The sequence below is a fragment of the Staphylococcus sp. AS1337 genome, assembly GCF_051408735.1.
In the GTDB taxonomy this organism is placed as follows: domain Bacteria; phylum Bacillota; class Bacilli; order Staphylococcales; family Staphylococcaceae; genus Staphylococcus; species Staphylococcus xylosus_B.
Genome location: NZ_JBOIHZ010000002.1, coordinates 87497 through 112484, shown reverse-complemented (window position 1 = coordinate 112484; position 24988 = coordinate 87497). Strand labels below are relative to the sequence as shown.

At 33.2% G+C, this 24988-nt stretch carries 22 protein-coding genes; 5 read left to right on the top strand and 17 right to left on the bottom strand.

What is annotated here, in order from left to right; translation table 11 throughout:
• Nucleotides 1–10: 10 nt before the first annotated feature.
• The 7 genes from pfkA to ACSUE0_RS03235 all read right to left on the bottom strand — a co-directional run bounded on the left by pfkA (nucleotide 11) and on the right by ACSUE0_RS03235 (nucleotide 10099).
• Complete coding sequence (pfkA, locus tag ACSUE0_RS03265; protein ID WP_436956078.1) at nucleotides 11–979, bottom strand: 6-phosphofructokinase; 969 nt, start codon at nucleotides 977–979, stop codon at nucleotides 11–13.
• Between the two features lie 268 nt (nucleotides 980–1247).
• Nucleotides 1248–2192 (bottom strand): acetyl-CoA carboxylase carboxyltransferase subunit alpha, encoded by a 945-nt coding sequence (locus ACSUE0_RS03260; protein WP_119613605.1) that lies wholly within the window; start codon nucleotides 2190–2192, stop codon nucleotides 1248–1250.
• Nucleotides 2185–3051 carry an acetyl-CoA carboxylase, carboxyltransferase subunit beta gene (accD, locus tag ACSUE0_RS03255; protein WP_017724723.1) on the bottom strand — a complete coding sequence of 289 codons (867 nt, stop codon included), beginning with the start codon at nucleotides 3049–3051 and terminating at the stop codon, nucleotides 2185–2187. Before accD ends, ACSUE0_RS03260 begins: the two co-directional genes overlap by 8 nt.
• A 78-nt stretch (nucleotides 3052–3129) precedes the next feature.
• A complete protein-coding gene (locus ACSUE0_RS03250; protein ID WP_119613606.1) occupies nucleotides 3130–4362 on the bottom strand; it encodes an NAD(P)-dependent malic enzyme in 1233 nt (410 codons plus the stop codon).
• Nucleotides 4363–4618: 256 nt separating this feature from the next.
• A complete protein-coding gene (locus ACSUE0_RS03245) occupies nucleotides 4619–7822 on the bottom strand; it encodes a DNA polymerase III subunit alpha (RefSeq protein ID WP_436956075.1) in 3204 nt (1067 codons plus the stop codon).
• A gap of 21 nt (nucleotides 7823–7843) precedes the next feature.
• Complete coding sequence (locus ACSUE0_RS03240) at nucleotides 7844–8779, bottom strand: DHH family phosphoesterase (RefSeq protein WP_119613469.1); 936 nt, start codon at nucleotides 8777–8779, stop codon at nucleotides 7844–7846.
• 27 nt (nucleotides 8780–8806) lie between these two features.
• The gene (locus ACSUE0_RS03235) at nucleotides 8807–10099 is read right to left on the bottom strand and encodes a DRTGG domain-containing protein (protein WP_436956073.1); all 1293 of its coding nucleotides are present in this window, start codon (nucleotides 10097–10099) and stop codon (nucleotides 8807–8809) included.
• 227 nt (nucleotides 10100–10326) lie between these two features.
• Here ACSUE0_RS03235 and ACSUE0_RS03230 point away from each other — a divergent pair, with 227 nt between their 5' ends.
• Nucleotides 10327–10740 (top strand): universal stress protein, encoded by a 414-nt coding sequence (locus tag ACSUE0_RS03230; protein ID WP_107556207.1) that lies wholly within the window; start codon nucleotides 10327–10329, stop codon nucleotides 10738–10740.
• Between the two features lie 73 nt (nucleotides 10741–10813).
• Here the strand turns inward: ACSUE0_RS03230 and ACSUE0_RS03225 are convergent, their stop codons facing one another.
• Entirely contained in the window at nucleotides 10814–11503 is a 690-nt protein-coding gene (locus tag ACSUE0_RS03225; RefSeq protein WP_436956072.1) for a metal-dependent hydrolase, read from the bottom strand.
• Nucleotides 11504–11712: 209 nt separating this feature from the next.
• Between ACSUE0_RS03225 and ACSUE0_RS03220 the strand changes: the two genes are divergently transcribed.
• A complete protein-coding gene (locus ACSUE0_RS03220; protein ID WP_119613471.1) occupies nucleotides 11713–12765 on the top strand; it encodes a M24 family metallopeptidase in 1053 nt (350 codons plus the stop codon).
• On the top strand, nucleotides 12762–13391 hold the full coding sequence (locus ACSUE0_RS03215) for a copper homeostasis protein CutC (protein ID WP_119613472.1): 630 nt from the start codon (nucleotides 12762–12764) through the stop codon (nucleotides 13389–13391). The genes ACSUE0_RS03220 and ACSUE0_RS03215 overlap by 4 nt, the downstream gene beginning before the upstream one ends.
• Before the next feature lie 128 nt (nucleotides 13392–13519).
• On the opposite strand, the gene ald is transcribed toward ACSUE0_RS03215, so the two are convergent.
• A complete protein-coding gene (gene ald / locus ACSUE0_RS03210; protein ID WP_119613473.1) occupies nucleotides 13520–14635 on the bottom strand; it encodes an alanine dehydrogenase in 1116 nt (371 codons plus the stop codon).
• 142 nt (nucleotides 14636–14777) lie between these two features.
• Between ald and ACSUE0_RS03205 the strand changes: the two genes are divergently transcribed.
• Nucleotides 14778–15281, top strand: coding sequence for a universal stress protein (locus tag ACSUE0_RS03205; protein ID WP_119613474.1), 504 nt, complete (start codon nucleotides 14778–14780; stop codon nucleotides 15279–15281).
• Between the two features lie 238 nt (nucleotides 15282–15519).
• Complete coding sequence (locus ACSUE0_RS03200; RefSeq protein WP_436956069.1) at nucleotides 15520–16698, top strand: esterase-like activity of phytase family protein; 1179 nt, start codon at nucleotides 15520–15522, stop codon at nucleotides 16696–16698.
• A 171-nt stretch (nucleotides 16699–16869) separates the two neighbouring features.
• Here the strand turns inward: ACSUE0_RS03200 and ACSUE0_RS03195 are convergent, their stop codons facing one another.
• From ACSUE0_RS03195 to ACSUE0_RS03160, 8 genes are all read right to left on the bottom strand, one after another.
• Complete coding sequence (locus ACSUE0_RS03195; protein WP_017722134.1) at nucleotides 16870–18069, bottom strand: acetate kinase; 1200 nt, start codon at nucleotides 18067–18069, stop codon at nucleotides 16870–16872.
• An 84-nt stretch (nucleotides 18070–18153) separates the two neighbouring features.
• Complete coding sequence (locus ACSUE0_RS03190; protein ID WP_436956067.1) at nucleotides 18154–19101, bottom strand: class I SAM-dependent methyltransferase; 948 nt, start codon at nucleotides 19099–19101, stop codon at nucleotides 18154–18156.
• Nucleotides 19102–19270: 169 nt separating this feature from the next.
• Nucleotides 19271–19765, bottom strand: a complete 495-nt coding sequence (gene tpx, locus ACSUE0_RS03185) for a thiol peroxidase (protein ID WP_119613477.1) — start codon at nucleotides 19763–19765, stop codon at nucleotides 19271–19273.
• 91 nt (nucleotides 19766–19856) lie between these two features.
• The gene (locus ACSUE0_RS03180; RefSeq protein ID WP_436956065.1) at nucleotides 19857–20399 is read right to left on the bottom strand and encodes an RDD family protein; all 543 of its coding nucleotides are present in this window, start codon (nucleotides 20397–20399) and stop codon (nucleotides 19857–19859) included.
• An 8-nt stretch (nucleotides 20400–20407) separates the two neighbouring features.
• Complete coding sequence (sppA, locus tag ACSUE0_RS03175) at nucleotides 20408–21400, bottom strand: signal peptide peptidase SppA (RefSeq protein ID WP_119613479.1); 993 nt, start codon at nucleotides 21398–21400, stop codon at nucleotides 20408–20410.
• A 283-nt stretch (nucleotides 21401–21683) separates the two neighbouring features.
• Nucleotides 21684–22457, bottom strand: coding sequence for a sulfite exporter TauE/SafE family protein (locus ACSUE0_RS03170; RefSeq protein ID WP_119613480.1), 774 nt, complete (start codon nucleotides 22455–22457; stop codon nucleotides 21684–21686).
• 38 nt (nucleotides 22458–22495) lie between these two features.
• Nucleotides 22496–23719: a tRNA uracil 4-sulfurtransferase ThiI gene (gene thiI / locus ACSUE0_RS03165; protein WP_119613481.1), complete on the bottom strand. Its 1224-nt coding sequence runs from the start codon at nucleotides 23717–23719 to the stop codon at nucleotides 22496–22498.
• Entirely contained in the window at nucleotides 23716–24852 is a 1137-nt protein-coding gene (locus tag ACSUE0_RS03160) for a cysteine desulfurase family protein (RefSeq protein ID WP_119613482.1), read from the bottom strand. Before ACSUE0_RS03160 ends, thiI begins: the two co-directional genes overlap by 4 nt.
• Nucleotides 24853–24988 lie beyond the last annotated feature (136 nt).

Genomic DNA, 24988 nt, shown 5'->3' with positions numbered 1-24988 from the left:
TCCCAGTATTTTATATAGATAATTCGTTCGTTAATTCAAAAGTTTCAAAGTCAAATTCATGTTCATTTGATCTAAATATTTCTTCAAATGACGTGTCAGTAAGTTCATTATTTCTAATCCCAACGCCAATCGCAGTTTTACCTTCTAACAACAAATCCACTGCATGGCCGCCAAGACGTGAAGCTAGAACCCTATCTGCACCACTTGGGCTACCACCACGTTGGATGTGTCCAAGCACAGAAACACGAGCGTCAACATTAATATATTTAGTCAGTTCTTGAGCACAAACTTCACCTGACATACAACCTTCAGCGACCATAACTATTGAATGTTTTTTGCCTCGTTTAATACCATTATCAATCTTTTCAGCTACATCTTTAATATCTGTCTCAACTTCAGGAACAATGATTGTTTCTGCACCGACTGAAAGACCAGCCCAAAGTGCTAAATCACCACAATCACGGCCCATGACTTCAATGATAAACGTTCTGGCATGACTTGATGCTGTATCACGAATCTTATCAACACAATCAATTATAGTATTTAATGCTGTATCAAATCCAATTGTAAAGTCTGAACCATTGATATCATTATCAATCGTACCTGGAACACCTATCGTTTGGATTTCTTCACATTCTTCACTTATACGTTGTGCACCTCTATAGCTACCGTCACCACCAATAACTACAAGTCCTTCGATGCCTCTTTTACGTAAATTCTCAATACCTTTTTTACGAACTTCTGCTTCTTTAAATTCAGGACATCTTGCTGAATATAAAAAAGTTCCGCCTCGTTGAATTGTGTCTCCCACTGAACCGAGTTCAAGTTTCTCGATATCATCGTTTAACAAACCTTGATAGCCTTGGTAAACACCATAAACTTCAATGTTATTGTAAATCGCTTTTCTAACTACAGCTCTTACTGCTGCATTCATGCCTGGAGAATCTCCACCACTTGTCAACACTGCAATTTTTTTCATGACGACATACCTTTCTAACATGTATTTCTTATTCTAAAAATACCATAAAATTTAGCCTGGTGCCATTAAAATAAGGCTTTGTGACTAATGTAAACGTTTTTAATCCAACGAATCTTTTAGAAAGCGTTTCCTTTAATTTAATTATAAATAGAACTTTAGACCTTTTATTTAATACCTTTTATTTAAAATAATTAAACAAATTAAATAGTTTTTACTTAAAAAAACAAAAGAAGCCCTAAGTTATTAGAACTTCCTTTTGTTTACTATTTTATTCTTTATAAGAACCTATCGTTCTAAATTTTTGATAGCGATCTTCGACAAGTTGTTCTTTACTGAACGAATTTAATTCTTTTAAATGTGCCTCAAAAGTACGTTTAATGTTTTGAGCTTGTGTTTCAACATCTTGATGCGCTCCACCTAAAGGCTCTTTTACTACTTCGTCTGCAATCTTTAATTCATGTAAATCTTCTGCAGTAATTTTCATCGTTTCTGCTGCTATTTTTGCGAGGTTACTATCTTTCCATAATAATGCTGATGCACCTTCTGGCGATATGACTGAATATGTACTATTTTCAAGCATTAATATTCGATTTGTAATACCTAATCCTAGAGCACCACCACTACCACCTTCACCAATAACAATTGAAATAACAGGTACAGTTAATGCAGCCATTTCCACTAAATTTCGTGCAATAGATTCACTTTGACCACGCTCTTCTGCAGCTTTACCTGGATAAGCACCCTTTGTATCGATAAAAGTAATAATAGGTCTATTAAACTTTTCAGCTTGTTTCATTAATCTCAAAGCTTTGCGATAACCTTCTGGATGCGCCATACCAAAATTACGATAAATATTATCCTTTGTATCTTTACCACGTTGTTGTCCTACAACAGTAACTGGTTGACCATTTAAATAACCTATACCGCCAATCATTGCTGGATCATCTCTATAATTTCTATCTCCATGTAATTCAATAAATGAATCAAAGATATGCGGAATATAGTCCAATGATGTTGGACGCTCTTGTAAGCGTGCTAATTGCACACGATCCCATGGTTTAAGATTAGTATATACTTTTTCAGTTTCTCTATCTAGAGATGCTTCAAGCATTTCTATTTCCTCTTGGAGATCCACATCATTTTTTTCTTGAGATTCCTTTAGGGATTCGATTTTATTTTTTATTTCAAAAAGTGGCTTTTCAAAATCAAGCATTTATTTTCACCTCTTGATGCATTTTTAGAATATTAGAGAGTGTCGTTCTCATTTCTTTTCTATGTACAACTTTATCTAATTGTCCATGCTCTAATAAAAACTCTGATGTTTGGAAATCATCAGGTAATTTTTCATTGATAGTTTGTTCAATGACACGTCTACCCGCAAAGCCTATCAATGCTTTAGGTTCACTAATATTGATATCACCAACAGATGCGAAACTTGCAGAGACTCCACCTGTTGTTGGATTTGTTATATAAGAAATATATAACAAACCAGCATCAGCATGTCTCTTTAATGATACACTTGTTTTACCCATTTGCATTAACGAAATAATGCCTTCTTGCATTCTTGCGCCACCACTTGCTGAGAACAAAATGAATGGCAAACGATTTTCGATGCAGTGTTCAATAATTCTGCAAATCTTCTCACCTAATACTGATCCCATACTGCCCATTCTGAACCGAGCATCCATTACAGCGACGCCATATGTAATGCCATCCAACTGTGCTGTTCCTGTAACGACAGCTTCATTCAAACCAGTTTTTTGCTGATCTTTATGAATTTTTTCTTCATAACTCGGAAAATCTAATGGATTAGCTGAGGTCATTCCTCTATCAAACTCAGTAAACGTACCTTCATCTGAAATAGCCTCAATGCGTTTATGTGCCGTTAAAGCAATATGATGATCGCAATTAAAACAAACATTTAAGTTTTCTGCTAATTCTTTTGTATACATAATTTTTTTACATTTAGGACATTTTGTCATAATCCCTGCTGGTACATCACTTTGTTTCGAATCAGATACAGTTACGTACTTTTTCTTTTTACTGCTTCTATTGAAAAAATCTTTAAACATTGTAAACCTCCACTTAACCATCGCGATCTTAGTTCAATATTATTTTTACATAATATATGTGATCAGCGTTAATGAATATTATTTATCTAAGTCTGTTAATTTCATTGTTTTGTCATAAACATCTTCAGGATTAACGTCTATTCTAGCAACACCTGATTCCATTGCAGCTTTCGCAACTTCTCTAGCTACTGAAGGTGCTACTCGTTTATCAAAAGGACCTGGTATACAATAATCCGCGTTTAGCTCGTCAGGTTTAATTAAATCAGCAATTGCTTCAACTGCAGCTTGCTTCATTGATTCATTAATATGTGTAGCTTCTACATCTAAAGCTCCTCTGAAAATACCTGGGAATGCTAACACATTATTAATTTGGTTAGGATAATCTGAACGACCCGTACCAATTACCTTAGCACCAGCTTCTTTTGCTACATTTGGGTTTATTTCTGGATTTGGATTTGCCATAGCAAAGATAATTGGGTCATCTGCCATCGATTCGACCATTTCTTTTGATAATAAATCTGCTACTGATACACCAATAAATACATCAGCATCTTTAATAACATCACTTAAACTACCATCAATTTTATCTCTGTTTGTCCATCTTGCGACATAAGATTTTGTATCATTCATACCAAATGAACGATCTTCATAAATCGCACCTCTTGAATCACACATAATCATATCTCTTACTCCATAAGAATAAAGTAATTTTACGATAGCTATACCTGCTGCTCCAGCACCATTTAATACTACTTTAATGTCAGATAGATCTTTGTCTACAATTCTTAATGCATTAATCATCCCTGCAACCGTAACAATGGCTGTTCCATGTTGATCATCATGAAAAACAGGAATTTTCGTTTCTTTTTTCAAACGTTCCTCGATTTCAAAACAACGTGGTGCAGAAATATCTTCCAAGTTTATACCACCATAATTAGGTTCTAGTAATTTCACTGTATTAACAATTTCGTCTGTATCAGTTGTGTCTAACGCAATAGGTACGCCGTCAATTCCTGAAAAGCTCTTAAAGAGTACAGCTTTACCTTCCATTACTGGTATACTCGCTTCAGGTCCAATATCGCCCAAACCTAAAACTGCTGTACCATCAGTAACAACTGCTACTGTATTACTTTTCATTGTATACTCAAAAACTTTTCGTTTGTCTTCGTGAATTTCTTTACATGGTTCTGCTACACCTGGAGAATAAGCTAAGCTCAATTCTTCTTTATTTGTAACTTTTACTTTTGGTGAAACTTGTAATTTTCCTTGATTTCTTCTGTGCATTTCTAAAGCGTCGTCTCTCAAAGTCATGTAAACCTACCCCTTTACATTCGATTAGTATAAATATCATTTCATATATATTTTTATTACAAAGCAACTCAAATTACAAATGATATCGTTAACATTTTTGCCAAATTACGCTTGAAGTTATTATTTGTAATAAAAATATATATACAGCTAAATTATTATATATTTTTAGAATCTTAATTTATAGAAAATAAAAACTGATGGCAAATTTATGCTCAACCATCAGTTTACTATACCATAGTTTATAGCGCTATTAAAGTTAAATAATTCGAATATCCCATGGTGAAAAGTGTTGAATCAATTTTTCTATTATATTATTTTCTCTAGGAATAAAGCCGATTGTCTTTATTACATTTTGACTTTCATCAAAATACTGTACAGGAATATTACTTTCCTTTGAATCTTTTATTAAAATTTGATCTATCTCTAACTCATCAATTTGATTACGAATAACAATTTTTTGTGCATGTTGAAGCTTGGATTGCTCAAAACTTTCAATTGATTCGATTTTCTTTATAATAAGTTGCTGCTTATTATTTCTTTTTTCAAATTTCCCACTTATTATTAACATTTGATCTTTGTTCAATTCTGTTTCATATTTTTTAAATGTCTCAGGAAAAACAACACCGTCTAAATTATTGATGCCATCATTCAAAGTTATAAAAGCCATGTTCTGACCATTTTTCGTTCTAATCTTTTTAAAGCCGTCGATTTGAATAAAGATGGGTTGATGATCTCTCGCGTTGGATAATTTATAAATACCTAAGTACTGTTTTTGTTCAAATGCTTTCTCAACAGGATGAGTTGACACATAAAATCCTAAGTATTCTTTTTCGTAATCGCTAAGCATCTTATCAGGCAATTCTTCTTTGTCTTCATAATTCGTTTTAGGTGTGAGTACATCAAATATAAAACCATCTTGTTCAACATCTGAAACATCATCTAACACTTGGTCTATAGATTGTAATAATGTCGCACGATTTTTACCTAATGTATCAAAAGCCCCTACAAGTATCAATGCTTCTAATAATTTTCTAGATTTAATTCTTTTAGGAATGCGTCTCGTAAAGTCAAAGAAATCTTTGTAGTTTCCATTTTCTTTTCGTTCATCAACGATAAGTTTGACACTTTGATATCCAACACCTTTTATCGCCCCAATAGACAAGTATATTCCTTTATTAGTCGCTTTATAAAACCAATGACTATAATTAATATTGGGTGCTAAAATATTGATATTTTGATGTTTTGCTTCATCAATCATTTGTGCAGTCTTCTTCTCACTACCAATTGAGTTGCTTAATATATTCGCATAAAAATAATTTGGATAGTGCACTTTTAGATAACCCATAATATAGGCAATTTTTGAATAACTAACTGCGTGAGCACGAGCAAAACCATAATCAGCGAATTTTAAGATTAAATCGAAAATCTGTTTACTCAATGCTTCTTCATAACCATTTTTCATTGCACCATTTACAAAATGTTGTCTTTCACTTTCAAGTACAGCACGATTTTTTTTACTCATAGCTCGGCGTAAAATATCCGCTTCACCATAATTGAAATTCGCAAACTTACTCGCAATTTGCATAATTTGTTCTTGATAAATAATAACACCATAAGTCTTTGATAATATTGGTGCTAAATCTTGATGTAAATATTGTACTTTGTCTGGGTTATGTCGACGAGAAATATAAGTTGGTATCTCTTCCATTGGTCCAGGACGATAAAGTGAAGTTACGGCAACTATATCTTCGAAATATTCAGGCTGTAACCTCTTCAATACATTTCTAATCCCATCAGATTCTAACTGGAAAATACCAGTCGTGTCGCCTTGGGATAATAGTTGAAACACTTGTTTATCATCGAAAGGTATTTGTTCAATATCAATATCTATCTGCATGTCATGTTTTATTTGTTTTACAATCTGATGAATAATTGAGAGGTTTCTTAATCCTAAGAAGTCAATTTTTAACAATCCGATTCTCTCTGCTTCTGTCATCGTCCATTGTGTCAACAAGCCTGTATCTCCTAATGTGAGTGGCACATAATCGTAAAGTGGATGGTCATTTATAATTATGCCCGCCGCATGTGTAGAAGTATGACGTGGAAGCCCTTCTAGTTTCTTACAAATTTCAAACCAACGTTCGTTACGATGATTACGATGAACAAATTGCTTAAAATCTTCTTGTTGATAAGCCTCATCCAATGTAATTCCTAATTTATGAGGTATTAGTTTCGAAATTTCATTCAATGTTATTTCATCAAAACTCATAATTCTACCCACGTCTCTGGCCACAGCTCTTGCAAGTAAATGCCCAAAAGTAACAATACCCGCAACCTGATTATCACCATATTTCTCTTGGACGTATTGAATCACTTTATCTCGATGTGTATCTTCAAAATCTATATCAATATCTGGCATCGTCACACGCTCTGGATTTAAAAAACGTTCGAATAAAAGATTGTATTGAATAGGATCTATCGTTGTAATATTTAATAGGTAACTAACTAAAGAACCAGCTGCTGAACCACGTCCTGGGCCTACTAACACATCATGTGTCTTAGCATAATGAATCAAATCACTTACAATTAAGAAATAATCCTCAAAGCCCATGTCAGTAATAACTTTATATTCATGTAATAACCGTTGCTTATAAGTTTCAAAATGCTTTTGCTTTAAATTCAAATCATTTAATTTCGTCTCCAATATTTGCCATAAATATTGTTTTGATTGTGTATTATTTGGTGTTTTGAATTTAGGCAAGAGAGATTGGTTATAAGTTATTTCAGCCTGACAGATATTTTCAAGCTGATTTGTATGTTCCCATACTGCTTCACTTAATTCTAAATTATCTAGTTGTGTTTTTGAATATAGATGTGCATCATAATCTATCGGTTCACTCACCAAATCCAGTTTACTATTATCTTTAATAGCTGATAATGCGGTTAGTGTATCTGAGTCTTGTTGATTTAGATAGCGCGTACTTTGTGCCCATACAACTGGCAAATTAAATGTATATTGACTCGTGTGGTTGACATATATGTATGAGTAATCCTCAAATTTTGTTACTAATGCCTCATTAGATGACGAGACATCTTTAAAAATAACGACAAGGTGTTCTATATATTTTTTCAACCATTCTACAGGGGTTTCTGTTTTTTCTTTCATTTTTATAGCAGAAGATAACTTAAATAAATCTTTAAGACCTATATTGTCTCGTGCTAATACTATTGTTTCAACGACATCTAATCCATCTGTAACGTTAACAGTCATACCAAAGATAGGATGAATATTTGCTGCGATACACGCATCATAAAATTGTGGATAACCATATAATACATTTGTATCTGTTATAGCTAACGCTGTATAACCTTCTTTAGCAGCTTTAGCAACGACATCTTTAATTCTCAAACTAGAATACAACAAGTCATACGTCGTATGAACATTTAAATGTACTACCATCAGCAAATACCTCCAATCTTTCTACAATTTATTATTTAATGCGTCTGCCAATTCATTAAAACGCTCCCAATCGCTCACCGACACACCTGAAGCATTTGGGTGTCCGCCACCTCCAAAGTCACTAGCAACATCATTGATAATGATACCTTTAGATCTAATACGGCATCTAATCTCAGATCCTTCATCTACAGCAAAAATCCATATTTTCAAGCCTTGTATATCTGCAATAGTATTTACAAATAATGACGCTTCATTTGCTGCAATATCAAATTGCTCGAGGATATCTTTGGTAATGATGACTTTACAAAAGCCTTTGTCATTCAAATCAAAATGTTGCAATACATAACCTTGGAAAGGTAATAATTTGGGATCTTTTTCACCCATTTTATTAAGTTCTTCATTATGGCTGAATGGGAAGGTCAACAATTGGCTTGCCACACTCATTGTATGAGAAGTCGTATTGTTAAATAGGAAACGTCCTGTATCACCTACAATACCTAAATAAAGTACTCTCGCTACTGAAGCATCTATAATTGATAAATCGTTAAAATGTTCTATAAAATCAAATATAATTTCACTTGTTGAAGATGCTTGATCATTCACGTAGTTAATATCACCATATTGATCTACTGCTGGATGATGGTCAATCTTGATTAACATACGTCCCTTGTCAAAACGTTCATCACTAATTCTAGGAGCGTTAGCAGTATCACAAACAATCACGAGTGCATCTTTATATTGATCATCAGCAATCTCATCAAATGTCCCTATAAAGTCTAATGAAGGTTCTGGCTCTCCTACTGCATATATAAACTTATCTGGGAACTTTAATTTTAGATAATTTTTCAATCCTAATTGTGAACCATAAGCATCTGGATCTGGTCTTACATGCCTATGTATAATAATCGTTTCTGCTGCTTCTACTTCTTGCATAATTTGGTTAAACGCTTTAGTCATCTCTATACTTCCTTTTCACTTTTATATTTAATCTATCATCTGACAAATTATCATTGCTTTAGCTACTTGTTGATTATCACTTGTCATTGTTATTTCTAATTTAGCAAAATTTCTTCCAACATCTAACATTTCATAATGTACATGTATTTCTGACTCAATTTGAACTGTTTTGATATATATAATATTCAAACTTTCTATCATAACTTCTAGTTTTTTTAGTTTTCTCATTTCATAACGTACTGTTTCTTCTATGATTGCTACAAAAACTGCTTTGCTTAATGTACCATATTGGTTAGTTAGTAATGGAGTGGTTTGCACTTGTATGCCATCATTAGCAATAGTAATATGCTTTGCAATTTGATCATTGATTGTTTCACCGACTTGAGGTTGTCTACTCAATAGTTGCATGGCTGTCAGTACATCTTTTCTTGTGATAACCCCTATAAGCTTCTTGCTCGGTGTAACCACTGGTAACAATTCAATACCTTCCCAAATCATCATATGTGCACAATTAGCAACAGTTGTTGATAATTGTACATTAATTGGCGCTTTTGTCATAAATTGTGCAAGGGTATCATTTTCTTGCATCTTTATAATCTCTTTGCTAGTCACTATACCCACAAGTCGCCATTCATCATCTATAACTGGAAATCTTGAATGACCTGTTTCACTTGCTTTAACTTTATAATCATTGAGAGTCATATGATCGAATACCACTGTGTCTTCATTTACAGGTTTAACGATATCCTCAACGACTAAAATTTCTTTGCGAATCATTTGGTTATACATTGCTCTATTAATAATATTTGCAACTAGGTATGTATCATAATTCGATGAAAGTATAGGTAGATCATGGTCATCTGCATACTTGATTATTTCAGGTGAAGTATTAAATCCACCTGTAATAAGTACTGCACTTCCTCTTTTTAATGCTGCTAATTGCACGTCTTTACGGTTACCAACAATTAGTAAAGTGTGCGCACTTAAATATTTTACGACATCCTCTATTTCCATCGCACCTATTGCAAATTTAGTGAGAGTTTTAATTAATCCATTTCTACCACCAAGTACTTGACCATCTATAATCTTTACAATTTCAGCAAAAGTTAATTGTTCAATTTGTTCTCGTGATTTCTTCTCAATGCGAACAGTACCGACCCTATCAATTGTAGCTACTAAACCAATTTGGCCAGCATCTTTGATAGCACGATAAGCTGTCCCTTCAGAGACATTGAGATCTTTCGCAATTTTTCTAACAGAAATTTTTTGACCAACTGCTAGAGATTCTATATATGATAAAATTTGTTCATGCTTTGTCATTTCAATAACCTCATTTATTTTGAACAGTTTCTATCATATTATAACTTTTTATAACTAAAATTGCGATGTAACAAACCAAATAAAATAATTTATATCGATTTAAGTAAAAAGATTTCCTTAAAATTATATATAACAGCTTTATTAATAATTTTAATATGTTAAATCCAATATTTTAGTTGGCTTTATCAATGAACTTTTATTAGAATGGAGGTAAGGAGGGATGAACAATGTTCAAAAATATATTACTTGGTGTTGATACAACACTTAAAAATGAAAAAGCACTTGATGAAGTTTCAAAATTAGCAGGAGAAGGTACAAAGGTTACAATTTTAAATGCAATTAGCGAACAGGATGCACAAGCATCAATCAAATCTGGTGTTCATTTAGATAAACTCGTAGAAAAACGTAGCGAAGGTCTCGAGAGTACACGTAACGCTTTAAAAGAATACGGTATTGATTATGACGAAATCATAGTCCGCGGGAATGCCAAAGAGCAATTAGTCAGAGAAGCTAACAGTGGTAAATATGAAATTGTTGTACTTAGTAACCGAAAAGCTGAAGATAAGAAAAAGTTTGTCTTAGGTAGTGTAAGTCATAAGGTTGCTAAAAGAGCACGCATCCCTGTATTAATAGTAAAGTAATTATAAAAAGCCTGAAGTTCTATAAAGTACTTCAGGCTTTTCTATATAAATTAGCCTATATTTTATATCATATTTAAAATTTTACTGCTTCTCCTGGCTTCAATATTTGAACCTCTCCTGTTGCAACAGCCTCTTTAAATGCATTAGGATCTTGTTCAATAAGTTCAAACGTATCATAGTGCACTGGCACTGTAATTTCAGGTTTAATAAAAGTATTTATTGCATAACTAGCGTCGTCTATACCCATTGTAAAATTATCACCAATTGGAATAAAGCATACATCAACAGGATGACGATCAGCAATTAATTTCATATCGCTAAATAAACCTGTATCTCCAGTATGATAAATCGTTTTGCCTTCAGCTTCTATAACAACTCCCATTGGCATACCTAAATATACTGGCACCCCATTATCATCTGTTAAACTTGAACTATGAAATGCTTGTACAAACTTTACGCTTCCGAAGTCTAACTCTGCTTTCCCACCTATATTCATCGGTCTAACATGCTCTACATTGTGATATGTAGTTAAATAATCTCCTAATTCTGCGGACCCAATAACCGTTGCGTGGTTTCTATTAGCAAGTTCAATTGTGTCACCAAAATGGTCACCATGACCATGTGTCAAAATGATATAGTCAACTTCCAATGTCGATGCATCTAAATCTGACATACCGTTGCCCGTTATAAATGGATCTACGATGACCTTCTTACCATTCGCCTCGAAATATATTGTTGATTGTCCATGAAATGAAAGTTTCATTATTTTAATTCCTCCCATAAATCTATTTATTATACTTATACCACGATATCACTATCATATAACACACTAATTAATTTTAAATAATTATGAGGTATATTAAATTAATGCATAAACGAATGAAATATGAATGATATAATATTTAACTTTTGAATTCCTCCATGAAGTGGCATAAAATTAAAATGATTATAATTTTAGGAGGACGAATAAAAATGAAATTAGAACAGATTACTAAAGAATTACAAACACAACAAGCTGATGCAGCTTGGATTACTACACCACTGAATATCTTTTATTTCACAGGTTACTTAAGTGATCCACACGAACGTTTATTAGCTTTATTAATTAAAGCTAACGGAGAGCAAATTTTATTTTGCCCACAGTTAGAAATGGAAGATGTTAAAAATTCGCCATTTGAAGGAGAAGTTATTGGCTATTTGGACACAGAAAATGGTTTAGATAAGTACCCTCTTAAAATCAATAAATTACTTGTTGAAGCAGAACACTTAACACTTCATCGTCAACGTGCACTTATAGATGCATTTGGGGTTCAACAATTTGGCGATATCGATCAAACAATTAAAGAATTACGAAATGTTAAAAGTGAACATGAAATCGCTACTATTAAAAAAGCGTGTGAACTCGCAGATAAATGTATTGAAATTGGTGTAGCATTTTTAAAAGAAGGTATCACAGAACGTCAAGTTGTTAACCATATAGAAAATGAAATTAAAGCTTATGGTGTAAACGAAATGAGTTTCGATACAATGGTATTATTTGGTGATCACGCAGCTTCTCCTCACGGCACTCCAGGTGACCGTCAACTTCAAAAAGATGAATTTGTATTATTTGATTTGGGCGTAATTTATGATAATTATTGCAGTGATATGACAAGAACTGTTAGATTTGGCACGCCAAGTGATGAAGCGCAAGAAATTTATAATATCGTATTAAAAGCAGAACAAGAGGCTATCGCTGCTATAAAACCTGGGGTAACAATTAAAGATGTTGATGATATTGCGCGTAATATCATTAGTGAAGCTGGTTATGGTGAATATTTCCCTCATAGATTAGGTCATGGTTTAGGTCTAGAAGAACATGAATATCAAGATATTTCTAGTTCAAATACAAATCAATTTGTCGCTGGTATGGTAGTTACAGTAGAGCCAGGTATTTATGTACCTGGGGTAGCAGGTGTACGTATAGAAGACGACATTCTTGTTACCAAAGATGGACATGAAAGCTTGACTGGATACGAAAAATGATTAAAGAGGCAGTAGTTGAAACAATTCAGCAAGTCGAACAAGCGATAAGTAACGGGGCGAATCGTATTGAACTATGTGACAACTTAACTGTTGGGGGCACAACGCCAAGTGTTGGTATGGTCGAAATTGCTACAGAAATATGTCACGCAAATCACGTAGAAATAGCAGTAATGATTCGACCACGCGGTGGAGATTTTATCTATAATCTATATGATTTTGAGATTATGCAACGAGATATAAAGGCACTAAAACAATTTAATGTTGATTATTTTGTATTTGGCTGTCTGACGCAAGATGCAGTTTTAAATGAATGGCAAATGAAAACATTAAAACAACTTGCTGATACTATTCCCGTTGTTTGTCATATGGCATTCGATGAAATTCATCAGCATGGTCAAATTAAAGCGCTACACCAACTAATTGACCTTAAATTCACTAGATTGCTAACACATGGTGGTCCTAGTGACACTGATATCTTTGATAATTTAAATCATCTAGGTAAATTAGTCGTTAATTCAGGTGGCAACATTGAAATTATGCCTGGAGGCGGATTAAATAAGGATAATTTACAAGAACTTCTTGAAACTTTCCCTTTTCAAGAGGTACACGGGACAAAAATCGTCTAAATCAATTTAAAGCTAATAAGATCAATTTTTAAATTCGGATAAAATATTTATCAATAAAAAACTGGTAATGTCCATAATGTGTCAATTCACATTGGTTTACCAGTTTTTGTTTTTAATTTTTAATATAATTACTTTAATGCACTTTCAATATCGGTATATGATAATTTTAATGCTTCAGCTACACCTTTATTAGTGAGCTCACCATTAATTGTGTTTAAACCTAATGACAATGCTTGATTATCTTGTAATGCTTTTAAATAACCTTTTCCAGCAAGTTGTTGCGCATAAGGTAGTGTTGCATTATTTAAAGCAATCGTTGAAGTACGAGGCACTGCACCAGGCATATTTGCTACTGCATAATGTACAACACCATATTTCTTATAAGTTGGGTCATCATGTGTAGAAATGCGGTCAGTTGTTTCGAATATACCACCTTGATCAATTGCTATATCAACTATGACTGCACCATCTCTCATTTGTTTAACCATATCTTCAGTTACAAGGTTAGGAGCTTTAGCGCCAGGAATTAATACTGCACCAATGACTAAATCGCTATCTTTCACGCATTGCTCTATATTCAAAGGATTAGACATAATTGTGTGTACTCGACCATCAAATAAGTCTTCCAATTCTTGTAATCGTTTAGGATTAACATCTAAAATCGTAACATCTGCACCTAGTCCAAGCGCAATTTTTGCAGCATTTGTACCTGCTTGACCCCCACCGATAATTGATACGCGTCCTTTAGAAACGCCCGGTACGCCACCAAGAAGTATACCCATACCGCCTTTATATTTTTGTAAAAATTCAGCTCCAATTTGAGCAGACATACGTCCCGCTACTTCACTCATTGGAGTTAACAATGGTAACGAACGATCTGGCAATTGCACAGTTTCATATGCAATACCAACAACTTTATTATCCAATAAAGCTTGAGTTAACGCTGGTTCGTTCGCTAAATGTAAATAAGTAAATAAAATTAAGCCTTCTTTAAAATATTGGAACTCTTCTGCTAATGGTTCTTTAACTTTCATGACCATATCTACGTTCCAAACTTCTGCTTGCTCATTAACAATTTTAGCCCCTGCTGCAGTGTAGTCCACGTCTTCAAAATATGAACCCAAACCTGCAGATTTTTCAACGATAACAGTGTGACCTTGTTCAACAAGTGCATGTACACCACTCGGAGACAAACTCACTCTATTTTCATTATTTTTAATCTCTTTAGGAATACCTATAATCATTTCATCCACCTCCAAATTCATAGTAACGCGTATCCAATGAAAGCGCAATCATAGTTTAGGGTAGTTTTACAACATACAAATTGTGTTAATATTCTGTAAACAGTGGTATAATATAAGTAAGAAAAATAAGGAGGTAATTACGATGCTAACTTATAAAAATATTTTAATAGCAGTCGATGGATCACATGAGGCAGAGTGGGCTTTTAACAAGGCTGTAGACGTAGCAAAACGTAACGATTCAAAACTTACTGTTGTGAATGTTATTGATTCAAGAACATATTCTTCATACGAAGTATATGATGCGCAATTTACTGAGAAATCTAAAAATTTCTCTGAAGATTTGTTAAAAGGTTATAAAGAAGTCGCTACAAATGCAGGTGTTCCTGATGTTGAAACACGTTTAGAATTCGGTTCACCAAAAGCAATTATTCCTAAAAAATTAGCTGCTGATGTCGATGCAGATTTAATTATGTGTGGTACGTCTGGTTTAAATGCAGTAGAAAGATTCATTGTTGGCTCTGTGTCTGAGGCTATTGTGCGTCATTCTCCTTGTGATGTATTAGTTGTACGTACAGAAGAACTTCCAGAAGACTTCCAACCACAAGTTGCTACTGATGAATTCAGATCACAATACCAAGCTCGTTAAGTCGATACGAATAGTGAATGATATTATTCACTTAAAACATAATAAGGTTTGAAGCAGGATATTTTGTTCATATTAGCTGGGCATTTTATCCTGCTTTTTATGGCTTAATTGATTAGCATTACATAACGAATATTTTTAAAACTCTCACTTTTACAACATTGTTATCCAAAATTCAAGTATCCTTCACAATCATAACTTATCCTTTAATTAGTAAGCATATGAAAGGAGCATAACAGTTATGCAACTAGTCACAAAAATCACCTTCATTACATTACTGGCTATTGTAATGACAAATATGATATCACTTAATGCATTCACAACAAGTGCAAAGGACGTTACGCCACACTCTCATCAAGTAGATAAGCTAAGACTTATAGACAGTAAAACAATACCACATGAACAAACCTATAATAAAACTAAAGTCGGTGGTATATCAGGTATTACATATAATCCAAAATCTAATAAGTGGTATCTCCTTAGTGACGACCGTTCGGAACATAGCCCTTCCAGATTTTATGAAGCGAATTTAAATTATAATCTTCGTCAGTTTAATAACATAAATATTAAAAATGTTAATAACTTAAAACAGCCAAATGGAAATAATTATATTAGTAAAAAACAATTTAATAATAAATCAAAGGATATTGTGGTGGACCCAGAATCAATCCGTTTTGATCCTTTGACGAACAATATTTTATATACAAGTGAAGGTGATCGAAATTTAGGATTAAATCCATTTATCAGGTTTAGTAATTTAAACGGTAACTTCATTTCTGAATTGCCTATTAACGAATCATTAAAAATGGATACTCAATCAAAAAAAGGATTCCGTAATAATCTAGCCATTGAAGGCAGTACTTTTTCAGTTGATGGCACATCTATATGGACATCTATGGAAGCACCAGTAATACAAGACGGACCTGTTCCTACAGCCGATTTAGGCGCCCTATCACGCATCACACAATATGATCGTAGAGGTAACGTATTATCAGAATATGCCTACCATATCGATTCAGTGCCAAATGTAGGAGACAACGCTAAAACAGCAGAAAACGGTGTTTCTGAAATGTTAGCCATTAATAAGCATGAGTTTTTAACATTAGAAAGGGCTAGTGTTCAGTCATCAGATGGTTCATTTAATAACTATGTACGAATTTATAAAATAGATGTTAATCATGCATCTGACATAAAAGACACAAAGACTTTGCAAAATGCTGAAGTAAAACCTGTTAAAAAGAAATTAGTTGCTAATTTAAACAATGAGCAATTAGATAAAGTAGATAATATCGAAGGAATGACATTTGGAAAAAAACTAGCAAATGGTAATGATTCACTTGTAGTTGTATCAGATAATAACTTCAACAAATCACAAATATCACAATTCATTGTATTTGAAGTAATAAACAACAAGACGTAATTTTTTACACTACAATATAGGTTATCATTCACAAAAAGCACCACGGCAATCTCATGCTATGCATAAGGTTCCCGTGGTGCTTTAATTTTTAATGCTCGCTTATAAGATACAATATTTGTATCTTAATCAGATCTATTTGATCTTACATCTAATATTCTATCTTTATAAATATTATTTAACGTCACCAAATTCTACTACATCACGTGCGATCATAACTTCTTCATTTGTTGGGATAACAATTACTTTAACTGGTGAATGTGGGTAGTTAATAAATCCTTCTTCACCGTGAATTGCTTCATTTTTCTTAGCATCCCAATAAACGCCCATAAATTCTAGGCCTTCTAATACTTTCGCTCTAACTGGATCTGAGTTTTCACCAACACCAGCTGTAAATACAATCACGTCTACACCATGCATACGCGTTGCATATGAACCAATATATTTATGAATACGAGAAGCAAATACATCAAGTGCTAATTGCGCTCGTTCTTTACCTTCTTTAGCTTCATCAATAATATCTCTTAAGTCACTAGAAGTACCTGAAATACCTAATAAACCAGATTCTTTATTTAAAGTGTTTAAGACTTCTTCAGCATTTTTACCAGTTTTCTCCATGATGAATGGAATTAATGCTGGGTCAATGTTACCTGAGCGTGTTCCCATTGTCACACCTGCTAATGGCGTGAAGCCCATAGAAGTATCTACAGATTCACCACCATCAATAGCGGCAATAGAAGCACCATTACCAATATGACATGAAATAATACGTAACTCTTCAATAGGCTTACCTAAGATTTCTGAAGCACGTTGAGATACATATTTGTGACTCGTACCATGGAAACCATATTTACGAATTCCGAAATCTTCGTAATATTGATACGGTAAACTATATAGATAAGATTTCTCTGGCATAGTTTGATGGAATGAAGTATCAAACACAGCAACATGAGGTATCTCAGGAAGTAACTTACGGAATGCACGAATTCCCATTAAGTTAGCAGGGTTATGCAATGGTGCAAGCTCACTTAATGATTCAATTTGTTTTTCAACTTCATCATCTACGTAAGTTGATGATGGGAATATTTCCCCACCATGAACGACACGGTGACCAGTACCATCAATATCATAAATACTTTCAATAATACCATGTTCTTTAAAACTTTCTAACATAATATTAACTGCATCTTCATGGTTTTCAATGTCTTTTGTTTCAGTTACTTTTTCCCCGTTCACTTCAATAGTGAAAATAGAATTTTTTAACCCAATACGTTCAATAAGTCCCTTAGTTACAATTTTCTCTTCCGGCATTTCAATAAGTTGAAATTTCAAAGATGAACTACCAGCGTTAATGGCCAAAATTAATTTTGACATAAGCATAATGCCTCCATTTTTTAAGTTTTTAATATCCATATCTATTTAATCATTAATACAGTTCAAACACAAGAATATTACAGCTTAATTTTCAGGGTGATTTTCTTGCATCCATGCATTTAAATCTTGTAAAAATCCTTGGAATTGTTGTGGGCTTTTGAAATCGGGAATATTTGCTAGTAAAACTTCTACAGATTTAGTTACATTCGTTTCTTTTTTCTGTAATACAAGTATAGATTTACGTGCTTTTTCATTTTTAAATAATGTCGCTGGTAAATTTAAAAAAGCTTGCATTTCTGTTTCTGTAGCAATGAAATTTTGTAACTGTTTCACATTTTCGCCTTCGAAAATATTGCTTGGTACAACTAAAAAAGCATAACCAGATGGTTTCATTGCTGTAATAGCTTGTTCGATGAGTAAGAAATGTGAATAACTATGTCCTTCTTCAAAACCAAGTGCCATTTCTTTACTTCTATCATCTACCGGATAATACCCAATCGGTAAATCACCAATAACAACGTCAGCATCTTCAAACGGTAACGGCATAATAGCATCTTGCGGATATACGTCAAATGGAATTTCTAAGAAATTAGCTAAATGTACACTTACTCTAGATAATACTGGATCGACCTCTACCAAATGATGCATTAACGTATGATCAGAAAGTACTTCATGAACAGAGGCGCTTAAATGCCCTGCTCCACTAGCAAGATCAGCGATATGCATGGCTTCACTATTTTTCAAGAAACGCTTAGATAGAAAACCTAGGATTAGACCTATAGAATCTGGTGTAATTTGATGATTCGCTTGGATATCTTCATTTTGCATCAAACTTAAATAAGCAAACTGAAATGCTTTTCTTCTATCTTGCAAAGTAGCTTGTTCTAACAAGTCTCTTTTATTCGTATAAACATGCTCCATTGCAAGTCCTAAATTTTCAATAAAACTTTGCCCATTATCTTCATTTAACGATTTAGCTTTTTCATCTAATGTCTGGAATAACTTCTCCATTACTGTTTCTTCTTGTGTCATTTAATAGTCCTTTCTAAAAAAACTGTCCATAATTTAATTGAAATCAAGTTAGCTTCAGCTAACTTATTTTACCAAATAATTATGGACAGTAAATTTTATAATGTCAATGATACTGTTTTTCTGTGTAACAATATTTTAACATATGATATTTTTATTAAAACTAATCGAATTAAATGTTACGATAAGCTTCTAAAGCAGCATCGAAATCCGGAAAATCTGTACCTTCTGAAACAATTTCAGTATATACAACTTTATTATTTTTATCTAAGACAAAAACTGAACGTGCAAGCAAACGTAATTCTTCCATCACAACGCCATAGCTTTTACCAAAAGATAAATCTTTATGATCACTTAATGTAATAACATTATCTAATCCGTTTGAGGCACACCATCTTTTTTGTGCAAATGGTAAATCAACAGAAACAGTTAATACAACGCCGTCTTCTTTTGAAGCTTCTTCATTGAATTTACGTGTTTGTTGATCGCAAACACCAGTATCTATAGATGGTACAACACTAATAAGTTTTTTCTGACCATCGTAAGTTGATAAGTTTACTTCATTTAAATCATTATCTAATACAGCGAAATCCGGTGCAGTTTCTCCTTTTTTCACTTGTGAACCTAATAAAGTAATTGGATCTTGCTTGAATGTAATTTGCGCCATTAGAACGCCTCCTAAATTAAAAGTGTTTACTTTGTAATTATAACTGTTTGTGTTTCTGAAATAAACTATTCAACTTATAAATTGTGTTAAACTACTTCAAATAAAACAATTTATCTAATTTATTTTTTATAACGACCGTATCTGCAAAATAATCGTGAATACCTCTATGTTTGTTCGCAAATATAACTACCAAGTATGGTAAATTCATAAATACACCACTAATAATACGACCTATCCACTCTCTAAATAATACATCTTGCCAAGTCAAACGTTGTCTGTCTATACGCTCAACCCTTACATTACATATCATTTTCCCTAATGTTTGTTTAAAGTACTTCGTAAGTAGTACAAAATACAAGTAAAATACTAATGCATTTAGCAAGTGTCCAACACTAAAATAATCAATCCACAACTTTAAAGAATCAATGTTCGTAAAATGATAAATAGGTTTCAAAATAAAACTCTCTACACCAAAAATAATTAGTAAATCTATGATAAATGCGCAAAATCTTATTCCAAATCCTGCATATAATGCTTTTGATATTTGTTCGTGGTAAAGATCACTTGTTTCGACTTGCTTGCCGTCATTACTTATTTTCTCATTATCTCTATATTCATTTTGTATATTTTCCATTGTCACACCTAACCTTCGTATAGATACATAGGTTCAGTTTTAGTATCATTATTAATTATTGATTTGATATCTTTAAAACTATCTGTAAACTGAGAAACGCTCGTCTTCATATCTGAAAATGAAGAGAAAAATCCACCGCCTTCTGTATATTCAAATACTTCAGCATCTTTAGATTTAATATCTTTCTGTAAAGCTTTTATAGTCTTATCTTCATAACCTATTTCATCAATTAAGCCGTTACTTTTAGCTTGTTGTGCACTGTAAATGCGACCATCAGCTAACTTTCTAACTTTACTTTCTGACATGTCTCTGCCTTCTTTAACGATATTTACAAAACGATCAAAGCTATCATCTAATACAGATTGTAATATACTTCTTTCTTCTGAAGTCATCTCCCTTGAACTACTTAAAATATCTTTATGGTCGCCAGATTTAATCACATTTTCTTTTATCCCTAAATTCTTTTGTAATTCAGAATAATCGACACTGGACATAATTACTCCGATAGAACCTGTCATTGATTGTGGTCCTGCATAAATTTTATCGGCGGGCGCTGAAATATAATAGCCTCCTGATGCTGCCATCGATTCCATATGTACATAAACTTTTTTATTCTTCTGTTTAATTTCTTTTATTTTTTCATATATTTCATCGCTTGGGTATGTGCCACCACCAGGTGTATTGACTGTTAATAATACACCTTTAATAGTGTCATCTTTTTTCACGTTTTCTAACTGTTTAAGAAAAGACTCATGATTATAGCCACTTCCACCGAACAAACCACCGCCCGTACCTTCAGCGATTTCTCCATTTAATGTTAAATGTGCGATACGTTTGCTAGAATTCCCTTCTTTTTCTATTTCTTCTGTAAAGGGATCCATCGCTGTAGAAGACGAATCATTAAACATTGTGGTTACAAAAGCTGATATAGAACTCATAACAATACCACCAACCACTATAACAATTGCAATTATTATAGCAATAATACGTTTTTTCGACATTTACTAGTCACTCCTATATTTTAATAATCTTGTTATCTCACGCTTAATTTAAACACAATTAATTCATTAGTGTATACCTTTTTACCAAACAATTGAAAACAAGGCAGAACAGAAATCGTAAACGTAAAGTTGATTTCAGTGTTCTGCCTTGTCATATGGTGAATGTAAATTTTGCAACAATTAATTTTCAAGAAAAATGTGTATTACATTTGTATATTTTTCTATTTAATAACTGCTAAACTCACATTTTATCACTGTGTTAGTTTTATTAAATTAGATTCTTTTATATTATTTGCATGATATAATCATATGTATTTTTCAAAATCAAAATTGCAGTAACAATAATGAATAAGGCTTTAACATAGCCAACGCCTTTTTTAATAGCAAACATCGCCCCGATATACGAACCACAAATCATACTTGCTGCCATAATAAAGCCATAAAAATAATCTACTTGATCTAAAAAGATAAAAAGAATTAATGCGCCTAAGTTAGATGCAAAATTAAGTACTTTTGCATTTCCTGCTGCACCTAAAAAATCAAAACCAAACATCAATAATATAAATAGCATAAATGACCCTGTACCGCCACCAAGAAAGCCGTCATAAAGACCAATCAAACCCATTAAAGATGTAAATAAAATCGCTTTAGGTACTGTTAATTTTGTGAAAGTTCGTACATTACCCCAATCTTTCTTCATAATCGTATAAATCATTACAACTGTTAATACGACAATTACGACAGGTTTTAATAACTGAGAGGGCAAGAATGTTGCAATACTTGCGCCTCCCATAGCCATAATAAATACAATTGGAAATAACTTCCCTACAATTTTTAAATCTACATTACCTGACCGTAAAAATCGAAAAGCACTTGTCATTGAACCAAATGCACTCGCTAATTTATTTGTACCTAAGGCCATAGACGCTGGCATTCCAACAGCTAACAGTGCAGGAATAGAAATTAAACCGCCACCCCCAACAACAGCATCAATAAATGCTGCCAAAAACCCTAAAAGAATAATGATGACTACGATAGATATGTCCCATTCCAACATCCCATCACTCCCCTTGATTGTTTAATTAATTTTTAAAGCTAAAATAGATCGTCAGCTAGCGCTTGTGTAGCTGAATCTTTCTCACTTTGGTAATCGCTTGTAATATATAATGTCTCAATTTCGTCGGCAGCCTGTTGTACAAGTGGTTCAAAATCATAACCACTTTCATATTTTTCAACTTTTTCTAATTCCGGTTCAGTAACTGGATTTTTAGGAGTGAAAATTGTACAACAATCCTCAAATGGTTGGATAGATACATCAAATGTACCTATATCTTTTGCTTTTTTAACAATATCTTCTTTATCTAAAGTCAGTAAAGGACGTAATACAGGAGTAGATGTGACATGATTTATCGCATACATACTCTTTAATGTTTGACTAGCAACTTGCCCTAAATTCTCTCCATTTACAATCGCATGCGCCTCAATATCATGCGCAACTTTGTCGGCTACCCGCATCATCATACGACGTGTCGAAGTCATGGTATAACGTTCATGAACTTCTTTGTTCACCTGTTTTTGCAGTGCTGTAAATGGCACGATGTGTAATTTAATTGGTCCAACATGTTCTGATAAAATTCTCGTTAGTTCGATTACTTTTTCTTTTGCTTTTTCACTTGTAAACGGTGGACTATGGAAGTGTATCGCTTCTACGGTAACACCTCTACGCATAACTTCTATACCGGCAACTGGAGAATCAATACCACCAGATAACATTAATAAAGTTTTTCCTCCAGTACCAACAGGTAATCCGCCAGAGCCTGCAATCACTTGATCATACATGTAAATGGCATCTAAACGCACTTCAACTTTAATCACGTGATCTGGATTGTGTACATCTACATTTAAATGATCAGTTTCTCTTAATACAGCTCCACCTAAAGTTCTTTGTAATTCATACGTGTCATATGGGAAGTTTTTATCCGAACGCTTTACATCAATTTTAAAAGTGTCATCTTGTGCATACTCTTTAGCGAATCGGACAGCTAATTCTTTTGCCGCTTCTACTGTTTTATCAATTTTTAATACAGGACTTATTGAATAAATACCAAAGACTTTTCTTAATCTGTTGCACATTTCTTCAATATCTGCACCTTCTGCTAATTCTATATACATTCTATCTCTATTTGCCTTTACCGTGTATCCTTGTAATGGCATTAGTGAACGCTTTACATTTGAACGTAATTTGTTCACAAATATTTTACGGTTAGCTCCTTTTAATGTTAACTCCCCGTATCTAACTAATATATGATCATATATCATACTAATAAATCCCTCACTTCTTCATAAACTAATTTAAATTTATCTTTAAACCCTTGTATATCTTCTGATGTAGTATGACTTCCCATAGAAATTCGAATACTACCTTCAATTTGTTTTACCGGTACATTCATAGCCGATAACACTTCGTTAAGACTCGCTTTTTTAGATGAACAGGCACTTGTTGTTGATAACATAATGTCATTTTTAGAAAACGCATTTACTAAAACTTCTCCTTTAACACCTGGTAAGCCAACATTCAGTATATGCGGTGCACCTGATTGCGGTGAATTAATTTTCACACCCGTAAAGTTAGTTAAGAACTGGCTAAGTTCATCATGGAAGCGACGTAACTGGCTATTTAATGCAGACGTTTGATTTACGGCTGCTTTCATCGCTTTTACAATCGCTATATCCATTGGCAAGTTCACCGTGCCACTTCTCACACCATATTCTTGACCGCCACCATGTACAATGGGTTCTAATTGATGAATATTACGAACAAAGAGTACACCTTGCCCTTTTAACCCATTAAATTTATGACCACTTAAACTAAGTGTATCTACGCCGTCAAATATTAACGGTATTTTACCCAATGCTTGTACTGCATCTACATGTAAATGTGCTTTAGGGTATTGATGAACAACATTAGCAATATCCTTAATAGGTTGTATTTGCCCCATTATGTTATTAACATGCATACAAGTTACTAATCCCACATTGTCTGTCATTAACGTTTCTAAATGGTTCAAATCTACTTGTCCATCATCTAAAACATTCACATATTTAATAATAAAACCTTCTGCTTCAAGCGAACGAACTACTTCTAAAACTGAAGGATGTTCCAACACTGAAGTAATAATTTCATTGGCAAATGCTTTTTTCTTATATGCAATACCTTTAATTGCTATATTATTACTTTCAGTAGCGCCACTTGTATAGATAATATCAAATGATTGATTCAAATCAAATAGGTCTTTAATTTGTTGCTTTGATTGTTGTAGTAATTGTTCTGCTTGTAATCCAGCTTGGTGTGGACTGTTAGGGTTAAAATATAGTGACTGATTCACTTTAACAAAGGTGTCCAATACTTCAGGATTGGGCTTTGTCGTCGCAGCATTATCTAAGTATATCACCGCGTTCACTCCATTCATTATATATATTATAAACTATCTAGTGTATAACTTTTCTTCACGTAATCTTTTTAAGTTTTCCCTTTAGCATTATACTCGCTTTTATTAAAAAGAAAAGACACGAAATGTGAAATCATTC